Origin of the sequence: Pandoraea cepalis (assembly GCF_902459665.1) — a bacterium.
Classification (GTDB): Bacteria; Pseudomonadota; Gammaproteobacteria; order Burkholderiales; family Burkholderiaceae; genus Pandoraea; species Pandoraea cepalis.
This window is the reverse complement of record NZ_CABPSL010000006.1, coordinates 98,901-118,827: the sequence shown is the minus strand read 5'-3', so window position 1 is coordinate 118,827 and position 19,927 is coordinate 98,901. Positions and strand designations below refer to the sequence as shown.

At 65.5% G+C, this 19,927-nt stretch carries 14 protein-coding genes; 8 read left to right on the top strand and 6 right to left on the bottom strand.

The features are described from left to right. Nucleotides 1-60 precede the first annotated feature (60 nt). Nucleotides 61-2,802 carry a magnesium-translocating P-type ATPase gene (mgtA, locus tag PCE31106_RS10205; RefSeq protein WP_150563184.1) on the top strand — a complete coding sequence of 914 codons (2,742 nt, stop codon included), beginning with the start codon at nt 61-63 and terminating at the stop codon, nt 2,800-2,802. Between the two features lie 259 nt (nt 2,803-3,061). After that, nucleotides 3,062-3,274 (top strand): DUF1059 domain-containing protein, encoded by a 213-nt coding sequence (locus PCE31106_RS10200; RefSeq protein ID WP_150563183.1) that lies wholly within the window; start codon nt 3,062-3,064, stop codon nt 3,272-3,274. Between the two features lie 22 nt (nt 3,275-3,296). Here the strand turns inward: PCE31106_RS10200 and edd are convergent, their stop codons facing one another. Then, nucleotides 3,297-5,144 carry a phosphogluconate dehydratase gene (gene edd, locus PCE31106_RS10195; RefSeq protein WP_150563182.1) on the bottom strand — a complete coding sequence of 616 codons (1,848 nt, stop codon included), beginning with the start codon at nt 5,142-5,144 and terminating at the stop codon, nt 3,297-3,299. A 232-nt stretch (nt 5,145-5,376) separates the two neighbouring features. On the opposite strand from edd, the gene zwf reads away from it, so the two are divergent. The 4 genes from zwf (at nt 5,377) to PCE31106_RS10175 (ending at nt 11,004) form a co-directional block, all read left to right on the top strand. Beyond that, entirely contained in the window at nt 5,377-6,864 is a 1,488-nt protein-coding gene (zwf, locus tag PCE31106_RS10190; RefSeq protein WP_150563181.1) for a glucose-6-phosphate dehydrogenase, read from the top strand. A 64-nt stretch (nt 6,865-6,928) separates the two neighbouring features. Next, nucleotides 6,929-7,606, top strand: coding sequence for a 6-phosphogluconolactonase (gene pgl / locus PCE31106_RS10185; RefSeq protein ID WP_017235311.1), 678 nt, complete (start codon nt 6,929-6,931; stop codon nt 7,604-7,606). Next, nucleotides 7,584-9,482, top strand: a complete 1,899-nt coding sequence (locus tag PCE31106_RS10180) for a bifunctional transcriptional regulator/glucokinase (protein WP_174975086.1) — start codon at nt 7,584-7,586, stop codon at nt 9,480-9,482. Before pgl ends, PCE31106_RS10180 begins: the two co-directional genes overlap by 23 nt. A gap of 22 nt (nt 9,483-9,504) precedes the next feature. Further along, nucleotides 9,505-11,004, top strand: a complete 1,500-nt coding sequence (locus PCE31106_RS10175) for an AMP nucleosidase (protein WP_017235313.1) — start codon at nt 9,505-9,507, stop codon at nt 11,002-11,004. 17 nt (nt 11,005-11,021) lie between these two features. On the opposite strand, the gene PCE31106_RS10170 is transcribed toward PCE31106_RS10175, so the two are convergent. From PCE31106_RS10170 to PCE31106_RS10160, 3 genes are all read right to left on the bottom strand, one after another. Next, entirely contained in the window at nt 11,022-12,275 is a 1,254-nt protein-coding gene (locus tag PCE31106_RS10170) for an Hsp70 family protein (protein ID WP_017235314.1), read from the bottom strand. A 100-nt stretch (nt 12,276-12,375) separates the two neighbouring features. Then, the gene (locus tag PCE31106_RS10165; RefSeq protein WP_130025141.1) at nt 12,376-13,764 is read right to left on the bottom strand and encodes an MFS transporter; all 1,389 of its coding nucleotides are present in this window, start codon (nt 13,762-13,764) and stop codon (nt 12,376-12,378) included. 213 nt (nt 13,765-13,977) lie between these two features. Further along, the gene (locus PCE31106_RS10160) at nt 13,978-15,207 is read right to left on the bottom strand and encodes a cytochrome P450 family protein (RefSeq protein WP_150563180.1); all 1,230 of its coding nucleotides are present in this window, start codon (nt 15,205-15,207) and stop codon (nt 13,978-13,980) included. Nucleotides 15,208-15,420: 213 nt separating this feature from the next. Here PCE31106_RS10160 and PCE31106_RS10155 point away from each other — a divergent pair, with 213 nt between their 5' ends. Then, on the top strand, nt 15,421-16,053 hold the full coding sequence (locus PCE31106_RS10155; RefSeq protein WP_174975104.1) for an ArsR/SmtB family transcription factor: 633 nt from the start codon (nt 15,421-15,423) through the stop codon (nt 16,051-16,053). 31 nt (nt 16,054-16,084) lie between these two features. Here the strand turns inward: PCE31106_RS10155 and PCE31106_RS10150 are convergent, their stop codons facing one another. Then, nucleotides 16,085-16,930, bottom strand: coding sequence for an IclR family transcriptional regulator (locus tag PCE31106_RS10150; protein ID WP_150563178.1), 846 nt, complete (start codon nt 16,928-16,930; stop codon nt 16,085-16,087). A gap of 82 nt (nt 16,931-17,012) precedes the next feature. Then, nucleotides 17,013-18,170 carry an FAD-dependent monooxygenase gene (locus tag PCE31106_RS10145; RefSeq protein WP_150563177.1) on the bottom strand — a complete coding sequence of 386 codons (1,158 nt, stop codon included), beginning with the start codon at nt 18,168-18,170 and terminating at the stop codon, nt 17,013-17,015. A gap of 492 nt (nt 18,171-18,662) precedes the next feature. Between PCE31106_RS10145 and PCE31106_RS10140 the strand changes: the two genes are divergently transcribed. Next, the gene (locus tag PCE31106_RS10140) at nt 18,663-19,739 is read left to right on the top strand and encodes a porin (RefSeq protein ID WP_174975102.1); all 1,077 of its coding nucleotides are present in this window, start codon (nt 18,663-18,665) and stop codon (nt 19,737-19,739) included. Nucleotides 19,740-19,927 lie beyond the last annotated feature (188 nt).

The following is a 19,927-nucleotide window of genomic DNA, read 5'->3' as shown; positions in this document are numbered from 1 at the left end:
CCAGGCATCGGCGACTGGCCGATGCCCAGCGATATCAACCGTATTTTCAGGATGTATCCGATGCAACAAGCTCTCACGTTCAGCGAGCGACTGATTGCGGTGCTTGGCGCGCGCCTTGGCCTGCGCTTCTTCCGCCGCCGCGACATGCTCGAAACCCTCGATGCGCCAGCGCATGGCCACGAGGCACCGCCAGGTTTGCTCGACGCCGCCCGCGACGCCGGCCCTGATCTGCTCGCCCGTCTGCACACGACGCGCGACGGTCTGTCGGATGACGAGGCCGCCACCGTGCGGGCACACGTTGGCGTCAACGAAGTCGAGCACGAAAAACCGTTGCCCTGGTGGCGGCACCTGTTCAACTGCTACCGCAATCCGTTCAACCTGCTGCTCTCGGCACTGGCCGCTGTGTCGTACGCGACCGACGACACCGAGGGAACGATCATCATCGCGTCGATGGTGATCATTTCCACGGTGTTGCGATTCGTGCAGGAGGCGCGTTCCTCCAAGGCGGCGGAAAAGCTCAAGGCCATGGTGAGCACCACGGCGACGGTGCTGCGCCGCGAAGTGTTCGGCCATGAGGGCGTAGAGGCCGACCACGTGCGCCGTCTGGGCCGCATGGGCCGTGAAATTGCGTTGGCCGAACTCGTGCCGGGCGACATCGTGCTGCTCGCGGCGGGCGACATGATTCCGGCGGACGTGCGCATTCTCGCGGCCAAGGATCTGTTCGTCTCGCAATCGGCGCTTACCGGCGAGGCACTGCCCGTCGAGAAGTTCGCGCACGCTTGCGAGTCCGGCGGCAGCAATCCGCTCGCCTACGACAACCTCGCATTCATGGGGACGAACGTCGTGAGCGGGTCGGCCACGGCTGTCGTCGTGGCGACGGGGGCGCGCACGTTCTTCGGCTCGCTCGCGCAGCGCGTCACGGCGCAGCAACCGACGGTGACGTCGTTCCAACAGGGCGTGAATCGTGTGTCGTGGGTGCTGATCCGCTTCATGCTGGTCATGACGCCCATCGTGCTGCTCATCAACGGTTTCACCAAGCACGACTGGCTCGAGGCGTCGCTGTTCGCGCTGTCGGTGGCGGTGGGCCTTACGCCCGAAATGCTGCCGATGATCGTGACGGCCACGCTCGCCAAGGGCGCGGTCGTGCTCTCGCGCAAGAAGGTGATCGTCAAGCGGCTCGATGCGATCCAGAACTTCGGCGCGATGGATGTGCTGTGCACCGACAAGACCGGCACGCTCACGCAGGACAAGATCTGTCTCGAACGTCATACCGATGTCTGGGGCCACGCCTCGGAAGATGTGCTCGAGTATGCCTATCTCAACAGCTTCTACCAGACCGGCCTGAAGAACCTGCTCGACGTGGCAGTGCTCGATCATGGGGAGCTGCACCAGCATCTCGACATCGTGAACCGGTATCGCAAGATCGATGAGATCCCGTTCGACTTCCAGCGCCGTCGCATGTCGGTGGTGGTCAGCGAGAACGGCGATCATCATGAACTGATCTGCAAGGGGGCGGTGGAGGAGGTGATGGCCGTGTGCAATCGCGTGCAGCATGGTGCGAACGTCGAGCCGCTCACGCCCGATGTGCTGGCCCGCCTGCGTCGCGTCACGGCCGACCTGAACGCCGAAGGTCTGCGCGTGGTGGCCGTGGCAACGCGCCACTTGCCACCGGTGCGCGACAGTTATGGCATTGCGGACGAGAGCGAACTCGTGCTCGTCGGGTATATCGCGTTTCTTGATCCGCCCAAGGAGTCGACGGCGCCGGCGCTCAAGGCGCTCGCAGCGGCGGGTGTCCAGGTCAAGGTGCTCACGGGCGACAACGATCTCGTGACGGCGAAGGTGTGCCGCGAAGTGGGGCTGGCGGTGAATGGCTGCGTGCTGGGCGACGACATCGAGGCGATGAGCGACGCCGAACTGGCGCACACGGTCGCACGCGCCAACGTATTCGCCAAGCTCACGCCGTCGCACAAGGAGCGCCTGGTGCGCCTGTTGCGCGCGAACGGCCACGTCGTCGGCTTCATGGGCGACGGCATCAACGATGCACCGGCCTTGCGCGCGGCCGACATCGGCATTTCGGTGGACACGGCGGTGGACATCGCCAAGGAAGCGGCCGACCTGATCCTGCTGGAAAAGAGTCTGATGGTGCTGGAGCAGGGCGTGATCGAGGGGCGTCGCACGTTCGCGAACATGCTCAAGTACATCAAGATGACCGCCAGCTCGAACTTCGGCAATGTCTTCTCGGTGCTGATCGCGAGTGCGTTCCTGCCGTTCCTGCCGATGCTGCCGTTGCAACTGCTCACGCAGAACCTGCTCTACGATCTGTCGCAGACGACGATACCGTTCGACAACGTCGACGACGAACAGCTCACGAAGCCGCAGCGCTGGAATCCGGCGGATCTGTCGCGCTTCATGGTGTTCTTCGGCCCGATCAGTTCGATTTTCGACGTGCTGACGTTCGTGGCGATGTGGCATTGGTTCGGCGCGAACAGCGCCGAGCATCAAACGCTGTTCCAGTCCGCCTGGTTCGTCGAGGGGCTGCTGTCGCAGACGCTCATCGTGCACCTGATCCGCACGCGTCGCATTCCGTTCGTGCAGAGTCGCGCGGCATGGCCGTTGCTGATGATGACCGCCGCGGTGATGCTGATCGGCGTGATGCTGCCGATGTCGCCGTTCGCGGACACGTTCAAGATGCAGGCATTGCCGCTCGCGTACTTCCCGATGCTCGCGGCCATCCTGCTCGCCTACGCTGTGCTCACGCAAATGATGAAAGGCATGTTCGCGCGACGGTTCGGGTGGCAGTGAGCGCACGCGCCTCGGCCTGACGCACCACGCCAGCGGCGAGAGGATCGCCGCTGGCCTTCAAACGACGTTGGGATGAGCCCTCGTGATTCGGCACGCTCAACGTCACCGTCGAGCTAGCGAAGTTTCGCTACCCGCGACCTATACTTTCAGAATGATTTTGTTTGCCATCCGCAGAAGGTGAAATCGCGCCCCGCAGGCGTCGCGTGGCATCAGGCGCGGTCATTTACCCCACATCACGCTCTCGTGTGAGGAGACCATCATGACCCGCAAATTCATCGATTGCCGGGAATTCCCGAGCGCAATGAACTGCTCCGTAGCGCTATCCGCAGATTCCGAAAACGAACTGATGGAAGCGGCCGTGCAACACGCCATTACGGTTCACGGACATACCGATTCCGCCGAGCTGCGTTCGCAACTGCGTACGCTATTTCACGACGGGACACCGCCGATTGATGCACCACGTCACACGTAATCGCACATCGTTCGCCGGACAGTCACGAGTGCTTCGGATACTCCGAGTCGTCGAACAGCACGCACGCGCCATGCGGTGCGGCGCCGACGTTGCGCCGGAATAGGCGGAATACGTTACGCCACGGGTCGAACGGCCGTTGCGGTACCGGGACCGGGGCGCGCGCGGCGAGCGTGGCGTCGTCGACTTCGCAGTGCAGCAGGTTCTTCTCGCAATCGATCGTGATGATGTCGCCATCCTGCACGCGCGCGAGCAGGCCGCCTTGCTCCGCTTCCGGCGACAGGTGAATGGCGGCGGGCACTTTGCCCGACGCACCGGACATTCGCCCGTCAGTCACGAGCGCCACATGATGGCCTTCGTCCTGCAGGAGGCCGAGCATCGGCATGAGCTTGTGCAACTCCGGCATGCCGTTGGCCTGCGGGCCCTGGAAACGCACCACGACGACGACATCGCGCGTCAGTTCTCCCGCCTTGAACGCCGCTTGCGCACTTTCCTGATCGGAGAACACGCGTGCCGGAGCGCGAACCGTCTGATGTTCCGGCTTGACGGCGGATGACTTGATGACCGCGCGCCCCAGGTTGCCCGCGAGCATGCGCAACCCGCCTTCGCGCGCAAACGGCCGCGATGCCGGGCGCACGATGCCCTCGTCGAGACTGTTGTTGGGGGCGTCCTGCCAGGAGAGCACGTCGTCGTGCAGCACGGCTTCCTGCGTGTATGGGCGCAGACCGTGCCCCATGACGGTGGTCACGTCATCTTGCAGGAATCCGGCGTCGAGCAACTCGCGAATCAGGAAGTTCAGGCCACCCGCCGCATGGAACTGGTTCACATCCGCCTTGCCGTTCGGATAGACGTGAGCGAGCAGCGGTGTAACGTCCGACAGTTCGGCGAAGTCCTGCCAGTCCAACAGAATGCCGCCCGCATGTGCCATCGCCACCAGATGCAGCGTGTGGTTGGTCGAGCCGCCCGTGGCCAGCAGGCCGACGACGCCGTTGATGAACGCTCGCTCATCGAGGATATGCGACGTGTTGATACCGGTCTTCGCCAGCGCCACGGCGCGCGCCGTGGCCGCCTGCGTGAGCGCATGACGCAGCGGCGTATGCGGATTGACGAACGACGCGCCGGGCAAGTGCAGCCCCATGAATTCCATGAGCATCTGATTGCTGTTGGCGGTACCGTAGAACGTGCAGGTGCCTTCGGTGTGGTACGCGGCGAGTTCGGAGTCGAGCAGCGCCGCGCGCGTGACGCGGCCCGCCGCATACTCCTGCCGGATGCGCGATTTCTCGTCGTTGGGCAGCCCGGAGGGCATCGGGCCCGCCGGGGTGAAAACGGCGGGCAGATGGCCGAACGCCTGGGCGGCGATGACCAGTCCCGGCACGATCTTGTCACACACGCCGAGGAACATGGCGGCGTCGAACATCTGGTGAGAGAGCGCCACGACCGAGGCCATCGCGATCACATCGCGCGAGAACAGCGAGAGTTCCATGCCCGCATAACCCTGCGTGACGCCATCGCACATTGCGGGCACGCCACCGGCCACCTGTGCGCTGGCACCATGCGCCCGTGCTGCGGACTTGATGACGTCGGGGAACTCAACGAACGGGGCGTGCGCCGACAACATGTCGTTGTAGGCCGTGACGATGCCGATATTCGGCGTGCGCTCGGTGCGGATCTTGATGCGGTCGTCGGCGGGGGCGGCGGCCAGCGCGTGCGCGAGATTGGCGCAGCCGATCGACTCGCGACCGGGCTGCCCCTGCGTGGCGCGGGCCACGCCCTCCAGATAGGCCTGGCGGCTTGAACGGCTGCGCTCGATCAGTCGCTGGGTCACGCGCTCAACCACCGGATGCAGCGGTACATTTTGCGAAGACTGGGTCATGGAGTGTCCGGAACGTTGTGGGTCGCTCGACGTGGGTGATGTAGTCAAAGAACGAAACTTAGTTGATTAAAAGTGTAGTTAAACTACAATGCAGTGTCAAAGTTGCGCTTCTTCGGTGACATTCGGACATTTGCCGTGTCCGGCGGCCCATTCGCCGCTTGCTGGCTCGCCAGTTGGCGCGCCGAGCGGAGCCTGGGAGAAGCGTTCGGCCGCACGGGAGTCCACGCTGTCTATGACCACGCCTTCACCCTATACCTTTGTCTTGTTCGGCGCCACCGGCGATTTGTCACTGCGCAAGGTGCTGCCCGCGCTGTTCCGGGCGTTCCGCACGGGGCAATTGGGCGCCGATGCCGACGCTGGCGCCGGTGCGAGTACCGGCCGCATTTTGGCGATTGCCCGCAAGCCGATGGAGGCCGCCGCGTATCACAAGTGGTGCGAGGAACACGTGCGCGGGCACATCAAGTCCGATGTCTGGGACGAGGGCGCATGGTCGCGGTTTCTCGCCACCATCGACTACATGCCGCTCGATCTCGGGCGTGAAGCCGAATTCGGCGTACTGGCCGAGCGCCTCGCCCAACGGCAGGGCGTGCGCATCTTCTATCTGGCCACCGGCCCGTCGCTGTTCATCCCCATCTGCGAAGGGTTGCGCAGCGCCAAACTCAACGAGAACAGCCGGATCGTGCTGGAAAAGCCGCTCGGGCACGATCTGGCTTCGTCGGAGGCGATCAACGATGCGGTGGGCGCGAGTTTTCGCGAAGACCAGATTTACCGCATCGACCACTACCTCGGGAAAGAGGCGGTACAAAACCTGCTGGCGCTGCGCTTCGGCAACGCGATCTTCGAGCCGTTGTGGCGACGCGAGTTGATCGACAGCATTCAGATCACGATTGCCGAGGAAATCGGCGTCGAAGGGCGTGGCGAGTTCTACGAACAGACTGGCGCGCTGCGCGACATGGTGCAAAACCATCTGCTGCAACTGCTCGCCATCGTCGCGATGGAGCCGCCGCTGTCGATGGACGCCGACGCCGTGCGCGACGAGAAGCTGCGTGTGTTGCGCTCGCTGCGTCAGCTCGACGACGACACGGTCGCGCGCAACGTGGTGCGGGGCCAATACGGCGGTGGCGCGATCGGCAAGTCGGCGGTGCCGGCCTATGTCGACGAGCCGGGCGTGCCGCCGTCCAGCCAGACGGAGACGTTCGTGGCCCTCAAGGCCGAGATCGACAACTGGCGCTGGGCCGGCGTGCCGTTCTACCTGCGCACGGGCAAGCGGCTGGGCGAGCGCGTGGCGGAGATCGTTGTCAACTACCGCGCAACGCCCTATCCGTTGCTCGGCGAAGCCACGGCGCAGGCCGGCGCCAATCGTCTCGTCATCCGTTTGCAACCGAACGAATCGATCCGCCTCTACTGTCTTGCGAAGCAGCCGGGCGACGGCATGACCCTGCAAACCGTTCACCTCGACCTGGCGTTCGACCAGTTCTTCAAGGGACACCGGATGGATGCGTACGAGCGCCTGCTGCTCGATGTCATCAACGGGCGTCTCGCGCTCTTTGTCCGTCGAGACGAGCAAGAGGCGGCCTGGCGCTGGGTCGCGCCGATCCAGGCGTACTGGTCGCGTCAGCACAAAGGGCCAAAGCGTTACGCCGCCGGCACCTGGGGGCCGCCCGCCGCAAGCGCGCTGCTGGCACAGTCCGGTACGAGCTGGGTCGAAGAAGACAACTGAGGCGGATCGCCGGGCGAGGCCCGGCGCGTCGGTCCGACGTCATGTCAACCGGAGGCAAACACCCATGATCCACTGGCGCACCTTCCCCACCCGGCAGACACAGGCGCTGGCGCTCGCCAACGCCGTCGTTGCACGGCTCGACGAAGCCTTGACGATTCGTCCGCGCGCGTTGCTGGCTGTATCGGGCGGCACGAGTCCGAAGGCATTTCTCTTGCAACTGGCCCGGCTTCCCGTGGCGTGGCGCGACATTGACATCACGCTCGTGGACGATCGCTGGCTGCCGCCCACGCACGCCGAGAGCAATGCCCGGCTGGTGGCCGAGACACTGCTGCCCGGTGCGACGGGTGCGCACTGGTTGCCGCTGGTGGACACCGCGACGTCCGCCGCGCTGCAGGTGAGAACGCTCAACGACACGTGGAGGCATGGCGTGCCGCAAGTGGCCGTGCTCGGCATGGGCGAGGACGGCCATACGGCGTCGCTCTTCGCCGACGCGGCGCAATGGCACGACGCCATCGCCACACACGACAAATTCGTGCTCGTGCAGCCGCAGCACGCGCCGCACCTGCGCGTGTCATGGTCGCTCGCCGCGCTCGCGTCCTGCGAGCGCCTCTTGCTGCAAATTCAAGGCCCGGCCAAACGCGCCGTCTTCGAAGCGGCGCAGGCCGAGGTGCAGGACAACGCCATCTCCCGGCTGATCCACTGTGAAGGAGTGAACATCGATGTCTTCTGGAGTGAGGAATAATCCTCCACACGTAAGCGGTCCCCGACTGCTGGCCGACATCGGCGGTACCAACGCCCGGTTCGCGCTGGAAGTCGCACCCGGCGATCTCGTCGAGATCCGCGACTATGCTTGCGACGATTTCTCCGGCGTTCCCGAAGTCATCCGTGCGTATCTTGACGAGGCCGATCACGCTGAGCCGGTGCGGCATGCCGCGATCGCGATTGCGAATCCGATTGCCGGTGACGAGGTGCGCATGACGAATCGCGACTGGCACTTCTCGATTGAAGCGACACGCCGTGCGCTGCGCTTCGAGACGCTGCTGGTCGTCAACGATTTCACCGCACTGGCGATGGCGCTGCCTTACCTGTCCGAGGCACAGCGGCGTCAGGTGGGCGGCGGCGAACCGCAGCCGGGCGGTGTGATCGGCTTGCTCGGTCCGGGCACCGGCGTTGGGGTGTCCGGCCTGATTCCGGCGGCAGACCGCTGGATCGCGCTCGGCAGCGAAGGCGGGCACACGACGTTCGCGCCGGCGGACGAGCGCGAAATCGAGGTGCTGCGCTACGCATGGAAGCAGTTCCCGCATGTGTCGTTCGAGCGTCTGGTGGCCGGTCCCGGCATGGCGCTCGTCTATCAAGCCTTGGCGGCGCGAGACGGCCGCCCGGCGCCATCGCTGGAGACGCCTGCCATCGTAAAGCTCGCCCAGGCGGGCGATCCGCTCGCGCGTGAGACCGTCGATTGCTTTTGCGCGATGCTGGGCACGCTCGCGGGCAATGTCGCGGTGTCGCTGGGCGCGGTGGGCGGCGTGTACTTGGGGGGCGGCGTGATTCCGAAGCTCGGCACGTTGTTCGAGGACTCACCGTTTCGTCAGCGTTTCGAGGCGAAGGGGCGATTCGAGGCGTATTTGAAGGCGATTCCGACTTACGTCATTACGGCCGACCATCCGGCGTTCCTGGGCACGTCCGCCATCCTTGCCGAACAGCTCGGCACGCATGCGGCGGGCGCGGGCGCGCTGATCGACCGTCTGCATCGGTTGCGTGACCGGTTGAGCCCGGCCGAGCAGCGCGTGGCCGAACTCGCGCTCAAGCAACCGCGTGCGCTGCTCGCGGAGCCGGTGTCGGAAATCGCGCGTCTGGCGCGGGTGAGCCAGCCCACGGTCATTCGCTTTTGCCGCAAGCTCGGCTGTCAGGGACTGTCGGACTTCAAACTCAAACTCGCGAGTGCGCTGACCGGCACGCTGCCGGTGCGTCATGGACAGGTGCACGTGGGCGACTCGGCGGCGGAATTCAGCGCCAAGGTGCTCGACAACACCGTGTCGTCGATTCTGCAGATGCGCGAGCATCTCGACGCGCGCACGCTCGAGGCGGCCGTCACCTTGCTCGATGGTGCCCGCCGCATCGAGTTCTACGGGCTGGGCAACTCCGGCGTGATCGCGCAGGACGCGCACTACAAGTTCTTCCGCTTCGGCATGCCGACCATCGCGTACGGCGACCCGTATCTGTTGCAGGCGTCGGCAGCGCTGTTGGGAGACGGCGATGTGGTGGTCGCCATTTCCGCGTCGGGCCGCTCGGCGGATCTGAACCGCGCGGTCGACATCGCCGTGGCGCGCGGTGCGAAAGTGATTGCGCTAACGGCGCGCAACTCGCCGCTGGCGCGCAAGGCGACGCTCGTGCTGCCCAACGATCACGTCGAGACGATGGGCGCTCACGTGACGATGATCGCGAGAATTCTGCACCTCGCGGCGATCGACGTGCTCGCCGTGGGCGTGGCGATACGGCGCGCCGGGCCAGGGGCGGAGACGGCCGGCGAGGGCGCGCTCGACTGGCTTGGCCACGGCAGCGGACGGGACGCGGAGACGCCTGCCGGTCGTGTCACAATGGGCGCATACTCCCCCTCATGATTAAGACAGAAGAGGTTTGCGCATGTCCGAACAAGAACCGGTCCATGCCACCCGATCGATCGCGGATCCGGTGGAAGCCGTCGCCTACCTGAAGACGATTTACGATGCCAACACGGCGTACCTCCGCGCCGCTTTCGACCGCTTCGCCACGCAGAAGGAGGCGGCGCGGCGCGTGAGTGCGCACTATCCGTTCATTCGCATCACCACCGAAGACATTACCCAGTTGGACAAGCGCCTGTCCTATGGCTTTGTATCGGGGCCGGGCAGCTATCAGACGACGGTCACGCGACCGGATCTGTTCGAAAACTACTACGTCGAGCAGCTTCGCCGTCTGGCGCACAATCACGGCGTGGCCTTCGAAGTGGGCGTCTCCGACGAGCCGATCCCTGTGCACTTCGCCTATCAGGACGGCGTGTACCTCGAAGGCGATCTCGATCAGACACACCTGCGCGCCATGCGCACCGCGTTCGACGTGCCCGATCTGGCAACGATGGACGACAGCATCGTGAACGGCACGCGCGATCCCATGCCCGGCGAGATCTTGCCGCTCGCTCTGTTCACGGCGCCGCGCGTGGATTATTCGCTGCATCGCCTGCGCCATTACACAGCGACCTCGCCCGAAAATTTTCAGAACTACGTGCTCTTCACGAACTACCAGTTCTATATCGACGAGTTCGTCGAACTGGGACGCGAGCTGATGAGCGCGACCGACGATCCGGCCTTGCGCGAATACCGCAGTCAGTACACGGCGTTCGTCGAACCGGGCAACGTCACGCACTGGAACCAGAACATTGCCGCGCTCGACGCGCGGGGCACGCCGCCGCCGCGCCTGCCACAGATGCCGGCATATCACCTCGTGCGCCCGGACAACACGGGCATCACGATGGTCAATATCGGCGTGGGGCCTTCCAACGCGAAGACCATCACCGATCACATCGCCGTGCTGCGCCCGCATGCCTGGGTCATGCTGGGTCACTGCGCAGGGCTGCGCAACTCGCAGCGCTTGGGCGACTACTGCCTGGCGCACGGGTACGTGCGCGAGGATCACGTGCTCGACGACGATCTGCCGCTATGGGTGCCGGTGCCGCCGCTGGCCGAGGTGCAGGTCGCGCTTGAGCGTGCCGTGGCCGACGTCACGCAACTCGACGACTTTGAACTCAAGCGCGTGATGCGCACGGGCACGGTCGTCACTGTCGACAATCGCAACTGGGAATTGCGCGATCACCGCGAGCCGGTGCAGCGCATGAGTCAAAGCCGGGCGATTGCGCTCGACATGGAGAGTGCGACGATTGCGGCGAACGGCTTCCGTTTCCGGGTGCCGTATGGCACCTTGCTCTGCGTGAGCGACAAGCCGCTGCACGGGGAGCTGAAGCTGCCCGGCATGGCGGACCGGTTCTATCGCGAGCGCGTCGACCAGCATCTGAAGATCGGCGTGAAGGCGATGGAACTGCTGCGCAATAACGGTCTGGATCGTCTGCACAGTCGCAAGCTGCGCAGTTTCAACGAAGTCGCGTTTCAGTAACGGACGCCGGCGACCGCTCAGGAAAACACGCGCCTGGCGTGAATGCCCAGACCCAGCGCCACGCTGGCGAGACGGTCGCCGAATACCGGTGTTGCTTTCGGAAAGGCCGCGCACATGGCACCGGAAAGGCTGCGCAGCCCCGTGGAGCCGCCGGTGAAGTAGAGCGCATCGACATCCTCGGCGCGCAGGCCGGCCAACGCCGCCGTATGCACGGCGCCTGCCGTGATGCTCGCGATTTCGTCGCTGACCGCTTCCACCAGGCCCGCTTCCGAGAACGCGACCGCGAGATCGCGTTCGATCACCGACAGATCGATGCGCGTCTCGCCGCCTGAGGCGACGTTGATCTTCGCGTCTTCGGCATGACCGACGAGCGCGTGTCCAAGGCGTTGCTCGACCGTGCGCATCAGGCGCCGGTGATGGGCAGGGTCGGCGTACAGATGCGCCGTGAGCGCCAGTTCGCCAACGCGCTTCGGCGTGTAGACCGTGTTGATCAGATGCCAGGTTGCCAGATCGAAATAGATCCGGTTCGGCACTTCCTTGCCGTCGGGACCGAGCGCCTTGTAACCGAGTTCGCGCAGGATCGTGGCCAACTCGATGCGGCGGTCGAAGTCCGTGCCGGCGATATGCACGCCGTGGTGGGCAAGCACGTCGTCCTTGCGATCGAGATGGCGTGCCCGTTCCGGTCCGACACGCACCAGCGAGAAGTCCGAGGTGCCGCCGCCAATATCGATGACGAGCACCTGCTGTTCATCGCTCAGACGCGATTCGTAATCGAACGCGGCTGCAATCGGCTCGAACTGGAAATGCACGTCATGGAACCCTACGTCGCGTGCGCTTTGTTCGAGCGAGCGTTGCGCGGCTGCGTCGGCGCGCGGATCGTCGTCGACGAAAAACACGGGGCGACCCATGACCACATGACGCAGATCGCCGCCGCTGGCCTTCAGCGCGTGCGTGCGCAGATGGCGCAGGAACGTGGCGATGATGTCGATATAGCGCATCGCCGACCCGTTACCGAGGTCGGTCGTGCTTTCGATCAGGGAGGAGCCGAGCAGGCTTTTGAGCGAGCGCATGAGGCGCCCGTCGTAACCATCGACGTAATCGGCGACGGCTTGACGGCCAAACGACACGCGGCCACCTTCATCGGCGTTGAAGAATACGGCGGTCGGCAGCGTGCCGTAGCCGGCTTCCAGCTCGACCAGACGCATGGCGGCGCCGTCTTGCACGGCGACGGCAGAATTCGAAGTGCCGAAATCGATGGCGCAGAAGCTCATGGCATTTGCGGCCCGCACAGGCGAGCCGTAAAAGGTCGGCAGTGTAGCACGGCCGGACGGTCGGCCGGATGGAGGCGCTCGGGCGAGCGCTGCACGACGCTCATCCGCGTGCCGAATTCGCGTCGGGCTGGGCCGCGGGCAGCGTACGCAGGCTGCTCACCACGGCCGCGACTGCAGCGAACGCCGCCGCGACATAGAGCGAGGCGCGCGTGCCGAAGCCCGACGGGGCGACGCTGAAGATGAGGGCCACGAGCGCCGCACCCGTCGTCTGCCCGGTCAGGCGCGCAGTGCCCAGCATGCCACTCGCGCCGCCGCTGCGATGGGCGGGCGCGGCCATGAGCATCGCGTAGTTGTTGGGCGACTGGAACAGTCCGAAGCCGAAGCCGCACAGGGCCATGCGCCAGACGATGTCGGCCGATTGCGGGTGCGCGGGCAGCAGGCCGAGCGCGAGCAGGCCGAGGGCGAACGCCGCCAGACCAATCGCACCGAGCAGGCCGGGCTTGTAATACTCCAGCAGGCGCCCGGCCAGCGGCGCGACGACAACGATGGTGAGCGGCCAGGCCGTCATCAGCAAGCCGGTCTGCACACGATCAAAGCCCAGCGAATCCTGCAGGAAGAAGGGCAGCGCGACATACGCGAGCATTTGCGCGCAGAACGACGCCATCGACGTGCAGATCGACAGCCCGAAAATCGGAATGCGGAGCAGGTCCAGCGGCAACAGTGGCACCGGCTGGGTGCGTTGGCGTCGCACGAAGACCGTGCCGATGACGATCGCGGCGGCGACTTCGAGCGCCACCAGCCAGCGTGCCTGACCATGCCCGAAGGCGTCGATGCCGGAGATGAGCAAGCCGAAGGTGAGCGCACTCAACAGGGCCCCAGTCCAGTCGAAGGGGTGCGAGGCGCGGGCCGTGTCGGGCAGCGAGCGCACGGCGATGACAAAGGCGACGACGCCGAGCGGCACGTTGATGGCAAAGAGCCACGGCCAGTGCGCGATGGACAGCACGCCGGCGGCAATCGTCGGGCCCGCAGCGGATGAGATGGCAACGATGAGCGCGTTGAGCGAGACGCCGCGCCCGAGCCAGCGCGACGGGTAGATGGCTTTCACCAGCGCGGTGTTCACACTCATGATGCCTGCCGCCCCGAAGCCCTGCACCACGCGTGCGAGCGTGAGCGTGACGAGCGAATCCGAGAGCGCGCAGCCAAGCGAGGCGACGGTGAACAGCGCGAGCCCGACGGTATAGACGCGGCGGTAACTCACAATCTCGCCGAGTGCGGCGAGCGGCAGCAGCGAGATGGTGATGGCGAGCTGGTAAGCGTTGACGATCCAGATCGACGTGGCGGGACTGGCGTTGAGGTCGCGCGCGATCGTGGGGAGCGCGACATTGGCAATCGCCCCATCGAGCACCGCGAGCGAGATCGCGAGCATGACGGTCGCAACGGCCCATACCCGGGCGGGCATGGGCATACCGTCGGTGTGTGTGTCGGACATGTGGGCAGCGGAAGACGGGACGGGCGCGCACCGGGACGCCACGGCGGGCGGTACGCACAACGAAAGCGTCATCCTGCCCGAAATTCCTGGACCACGCGGGGCCCTGGTGCAGAGCCTTATGTTTACAAGGGTTTCATTTGCCTCACTGTGTTTTGTAGGGTGGAATCCATGTTCCGCTGGTTAAAACGAGTTCGCCGAAAGCAGTCACTTGCCTCAAGCCATCTTGGCGCCATCGTGGAAGCGCGCGATCCGGATGTTGCCGAGCGGGTGATACGTCGAGCCGGTCGCGATGGCGGCGAGATCGGCATCGCTGTCGAGTATCGTCTGGACCCCGATGGCGGCGATCGTGCTGGCCGGCGAGCGTCCCGGGCAGGTGTGGGCGCCGTGCCCGAAGGTCCAGGCCACGTCGTCCGGTGCGGCGCCGGCGGGCGCGGCGGCAAGCACCACCAGGATGGCATCGCCGCGTGCGAGCGTTCGTTCATGGATGATGGCGGGCGCGTGCAGGAATCGACGGGTGTTTTGCACGGGGGGATCCTGACGGATCACCTCGCCGATGGCGGTGATGGCGACGGCAAGGTTGGCCGGTAGTGATTGAGCACCGTTGACGGCGGGCTCAGCGCCGCGCGACGCGTGCTGCGCGAGCCGGCGCAGGCTGTTGGCCACGAGTCCGGCGCAGGCGTCATGCGTTTGCGTAAAGAGGCCCACGACATTGGCCGTGAGCGCCCCGTAGTCGACGGCCTCGTCGCGTGCCGCGCTTCGGGCCGTGTCGCGCAACCAAGATCCTGGGGCGGCGTCGTGGTCGAGCCAGCGCATGGCGCGATGGCGAAGCGTCGTGGCGGCGCTGTGTCCGCGTGCGAGCCTCTCGGCGCGCGGAGACGACTGGGTGGACTCGGCCATCGCCGCGACCAGCGTGCGGACGTCGTCGTACACGTCGACCCACTGTGAGGGAGGAACGCCCAGCCACGCCGCGAGGGCATAGATCGGCTGACGGAAGACAAAGTCGTCGAGGCGCGCGCAGGGCGTCTCCCCTTGGGCGAGATAGGCGTCTGCACAGGCGGCCTGGCTGGCGTTGCGCAGCCTGTCGAGGGTGGCGCCGTCGGCATGCAGCGTGGCGAGTCGAGTCTTGAGCCAGGGCTTCATTGCCGCATGCGCGGCGCCGTCGTTCATCCTGACGAGTGTGCCGAACCAGTCGCCGGCGGCGCCATTGGCCAATGCCGCGGGGACGGTCGCGCCAGCCGGCCGAACACCGCACGCCGGATGACGCAGCACGGCGGCCATGGCTTGCGGGCTGGCGGCGACCCACATACCGAGCGAGGCATCGAAATCGAACGGGCGTCGCGCGGCGAGCGACTGGTAGTACGGATACGGGTTGGGGTGCACGACGGCGGCCAGCGCACTGGCGGGCGGCGGCACGGTGAGGAGATCGGCGGTGGCGGCAAGCATGGCGGGCATCTCGATTTGAGGGGAACGGGACTCATCATGGCGCATCGGCCGACCGGCACGTTTCATCCCATGCTGAAGTGTTGAACGCATCCCCCAGCCTATACTGCCGATGCTGTGCTTCATCATCCTTACAGGAGTCCTGCTGTGGACATCGCAAGAGATCACGCCCCCGGCGTCAGTTCACTCGCCGCGTTGCTCGCCGATGCTGGGCGCATGACCATGCTGTGGGCGTTGATGGACGGTTCCGCCCGTCCGGCGGGGGAGTTGGCGTTGGTGGCCGGGCTGTCGCCGTCCAGTGCAAGCGGCCATCTGGCCCGACTGGTCGACGGCGGCGTGCTGGCGCAGGAAGCACGCGGACGCCATCGTTATTTCCGCATCGCCACGCCCGAGACCGCGGCGGCCATCGAAGCGCTTGCCAGCGCCGTGCTTGCCACGCGCGACCTGCGGCCGCGCTCTGTCCCTGTCAGTCGTTCCACGCCGATACCGCTTCGCCACGCGCGGACCTGTTACGACCATCTCGCTGGGGAAGTTGCGGTCGATCTCTTCTCGCGGATGCATGCGCACCGTTGGCTTCGGATCGACGGTAGCGACGTGGTGCTCACCGATATGGGCGTGGAGGGACTCACGGCCGTTGGCGTCAACCTCGCCACGGCTCGCGCCCATCGACGCCGCTTCGCCTGCACCTGCCCCGACTGGAGCGAGCGCAAGCCGCATCTGGGGGGCGCGTTGGGGGCGGCGCTGCTCAGCACCTGCCTCGACGCCAAGTGGCTCGAACCCACCCGGGCGCCGCGCGCGTTGCGCGTCACGCCGCTCGGGGAACGCAAGCTCGCGGCCATCGCCCTCTGAAGCGAGGTGATGGCGGTGCAGTCGCGAAGGCTCAGCCGCGTTCGGCAGCGGCGAGAAACGCGGGTGCGTCGGCCAGCAGGATGGCGAGATCGGCCGCGCCCGACTTCACCACGCGCGCGGTGCGCTCGCGCGTCAATGTATCGGTGCCCACCAGCGAGCGCGGACCGGCAACGCTCAGGGCTGCCAACGGTCTGCCGCGAGCGTCCAGCACAGCGGCGGCGCAGGCGTCGATGCCCGCTTCGAAGCCGTCCTGACTCCAGGCGCATCCGGCGTCGCGATCACGTTCGAGCTGGGCGTCGAGCGCAGCATGCGTTCGTGCGCTTTGTGCCGTGGCGGCAGCGAGCGGTTCCGGCCCGAGCAACGCACGGCGGCGCTCGGTGCTCAGATGCGCGAGCAGCGACCGGCCCGGTGCCGTCAAATGCGCCGTGACACGACTGCCCGCGCGGATATTGCTGACGAGCGGTAACGCCGGCGTTTCGCACAGCAGATAGCGAACCTGGGCGCCGTCGAGCACGGTGAGATAGCTTGATAGTCCGGTCTCGGTCGTCACGCGCGTGAGTACGCGCCGCGCTGTCGCCAGGTGATCCTCGCCGGCGAGTGCGCTGGCCGCCAGCGTCAGGAAATTCAAGCCGAGCCGATGGCCACCCTGCGGCAACGGCTCCAGCACGCCCTCGAATTGGAGCGTCTCGATCAAACGCATGACGGTCACCCGATTTACCCCAATGCGGCGGCCGACGTCGCTGACATTGGCCGTCGACCCGCCGTCCGCCACGAAGCGCAGCAGCTTGAGCGCACGTATGACCGGCGTCACCAGGCCCGCTTGTCCGGTGTCTTGCGCGTCGGTCGTGGACTCAATGTCTTGCGTAGCTTTGTTCATGCGGTCGATTCCAGTCATCGGGGGCATCGGGAGCATCGGTATAGGGCGGCGCAGCGATCGCACTTGCGCCGCCGCAGGTCACTCAGGCCGCGAGCGGGACTTGCCACGCGTCGTACTCGTAGACCCAGTCGGCATTGCCGCCTTCCTTGAGCCACTGGTTGCCGCGCGAGCCGATCTGCACGCGTGCCGTGCGTTCGCGTCGCGATACCTCGTAGCGCGCGAGCGCGGCGGCGAGCGTGGAAAGCTCGGCGCTCGGGCCCACGGCCGCCAAGTGGCGAGACAGTACCACAGCATCTTCGATCGCCATGCCGGCGCCCTGTGCCATGAACGGCATCATCGGATGGCTCGCATCGCCCAGCAGCGACACCCGATCGCGCGACCATTGCGGTAACGGATCGCGCACATACAGCGCCGACTTCAGCACGCTGTCGCACGCGTCGAGCAGGGCGCGCGCTTCGGGGTGATAGTCGGCGTACATCGCGCGCAACTCGTGCACGTCGCCGGGTGCCGTCCACGATTCCAGCGTCCAGCTGTCCTGCGGCGTCGTGGCGAAGACAAAGATGTCGCGGCCGAGATTGAGCGGGAACGTCACGATCTGGCTCGACGGGTTCGGTCCCCACCACTTCGTGAACGCGCCGAGATTCGGCACGCCGTCGAGTCTGTCCGCGGGCACGACCGCGCGATACGCCACCACGCCGGTGAACTCCGGCGATTCCGGCCCGAACAGGCCGGTTCGCACGACCGAGTGGATGCCGTCCGCGCCGATGAGCACATCGACGTCGTCGTGCGTGCCGTCCGCGAACGCCAGTCGAATGGGGCCGGGCTGCGCGTTGCCCGGCGCTTCGAACGATACGAGTTTCTTGCCCAGCGCAATCGATGTCGCGGGCACGGCCCGCTCCAACGCCTGCAACAGGTCGGCGCGGTGCATCGTGAGTTGCGGCGCGCCGTATTTCGTCTGCGCCGTGCGGGCCATCTCCAGCCGCGAGGTCTCCTCGCCCGAATCCCAGGTGCGGCTGATGCGATGACTCGGTTGCGCGGCCGATTGGCGCAAGGCGTCGCCGACCCCGAGGCCGTCGAGCGCGCGCACGGCGTTGGGTGTCAGGTTGATGTCCGCGCCGACCCGGGCGAACTGCGCTGCCTGCTCATACACGCGCACACGGAAACCTGCGCGCAGTAAGCCGATGGCGGCGGCCAGACCGCCGATGCCGGCACCGTTGATGCCGATGAGAGGAGCTTGCATGGGAACATCCTTTGACGAAAGTGACGACGAACCAGAAAAATAATAAGTTCAAATATGAACATAATGTTCAAATATTATTGTTTTTGATTCGATCAAAGGCAAGGCATCCTCGGGTAAATCCCGAGGAAACGGACAGGCCCTGACGGGAGGCGAGCCAGGACGCCCGGCAGCGCTCGCGGGACGAACGGTGCCGCTCGCTGCGCAGCTGGGGCGGAGATCTTCGTCGCTGTACCGGCGCGTTAGCACGCCAATTTATTCTTATCAATTCGTGAATCTCCGCTGCGGGACTCATGCGTCACCTGGCCTAAGCTTCGCTCAGTTGGTTTCATAAGTAATCCAACGTTTCATAGGTGGAACGTCGAAAAAGCAAATGCGGGACGAGGCGACTGGCTTGGGTTGCCGCGCATCGCATCCGGCGTCGTCACCGTTCTCGAATCATCGAACGACAGGAGTACACAGATGAAGCGGTTTCCGATGGGGCGGATCCCTGGCATGACGGCGCTGGCGGCGGCAATGCTGCTGGCGGCGGGGGTGCCGGTCGCTGCGCAGGCGCAGAGCAACGTCACGATCTACGGCAGCCTGGATGCCGGCATGGCGTACGTGAACAATCAGGGCGGCAACGCTAACTGGATCGCCCAGCAGGGCGCGACGCAGCCGGATCGCTGGGGCTTTCGCGGGGTCGAGGATCTGGGCGGTGGCAATCGTGCCATCTTCCAGCTGGAAAACGGCTTCTCGACGCTCTCGGGCAACACGGTCAAGGCGGGCGCGATGTTCAACCGCCAGTCGTGGGTTGGCCTGCAGTCGGACAAGATGGGCACGTTGACCATCGGTCACATGACCACGTTCAACTTCGACTGGCTCGGGCCGATGAGCACGGCCTACCTGGGCATGAACTGGTACATGTTCCACCCGGGTAACCTCGACGAGCTGGCGAACACGTCCGTCGTGCAGGTCGACAACTCCGTGCGCTACGTCACGCCGGACTTTGCCGGCTTCAAGGCGGGCAGCATGATCTCGTTCGGCAACAACACGAACTTCGCCAACGGGCGCAAGTGGAGTGTGGCCGCGAACTATACGAACGGCGGCTTCAAGGCGTCGGCAGTCTACTCGAACGAGAACAACCGCACGCCGAACGTTGCCGTGCTCGGCGGCGCGACCTTCCAGGGACAGGCGGTTGGCAGCTATGCGGCGTCGAACGTCGAGAACATGGGCGCCGGCGTGTCGTATGGCTTCGGGCCGTGGCTGCTGCATGCGTTGTATACGCGCGTGAAACTGCAATCGCCGGGCTTCAGCGACACTTACCAGTCGTTCGACGGCGGTGCCAACTATGCGACGGGCGTGGCCAACACGATCACCTTCGGCGCGGCCACGACTTCGCTGACGGGCAAGCGCTGGACGCAGGTCAGCCTGGGCGACGTCTACGCGTTCTCCAAGCGCACGCAGGTGTATCTGAGCGGTGTGTATCAACACGCGAGCGGCAATGGGGCGGTGACGGCCATCAACACGATCGGCGCGTCGTCGACGGGCAATCAGTTCATCATCCTGTCGGGCGTGCACCACTCGTTCTGACGCCTCGCAACGCCAACGCATTGCGAGACGCCCCTGGTGGTCTCACTTCCCACGCCGGCCGGCCTTTGCCCGCCGGCGTTTTTTTCGTCCCGGCTGTTGTGTTGGCTGTACAACGCCTGCGGGTGCGGGTTTCCCCTAGTCAAAAAACAATTTTGAACGGGCAAATCCCTCCCTATAATTGATCCATA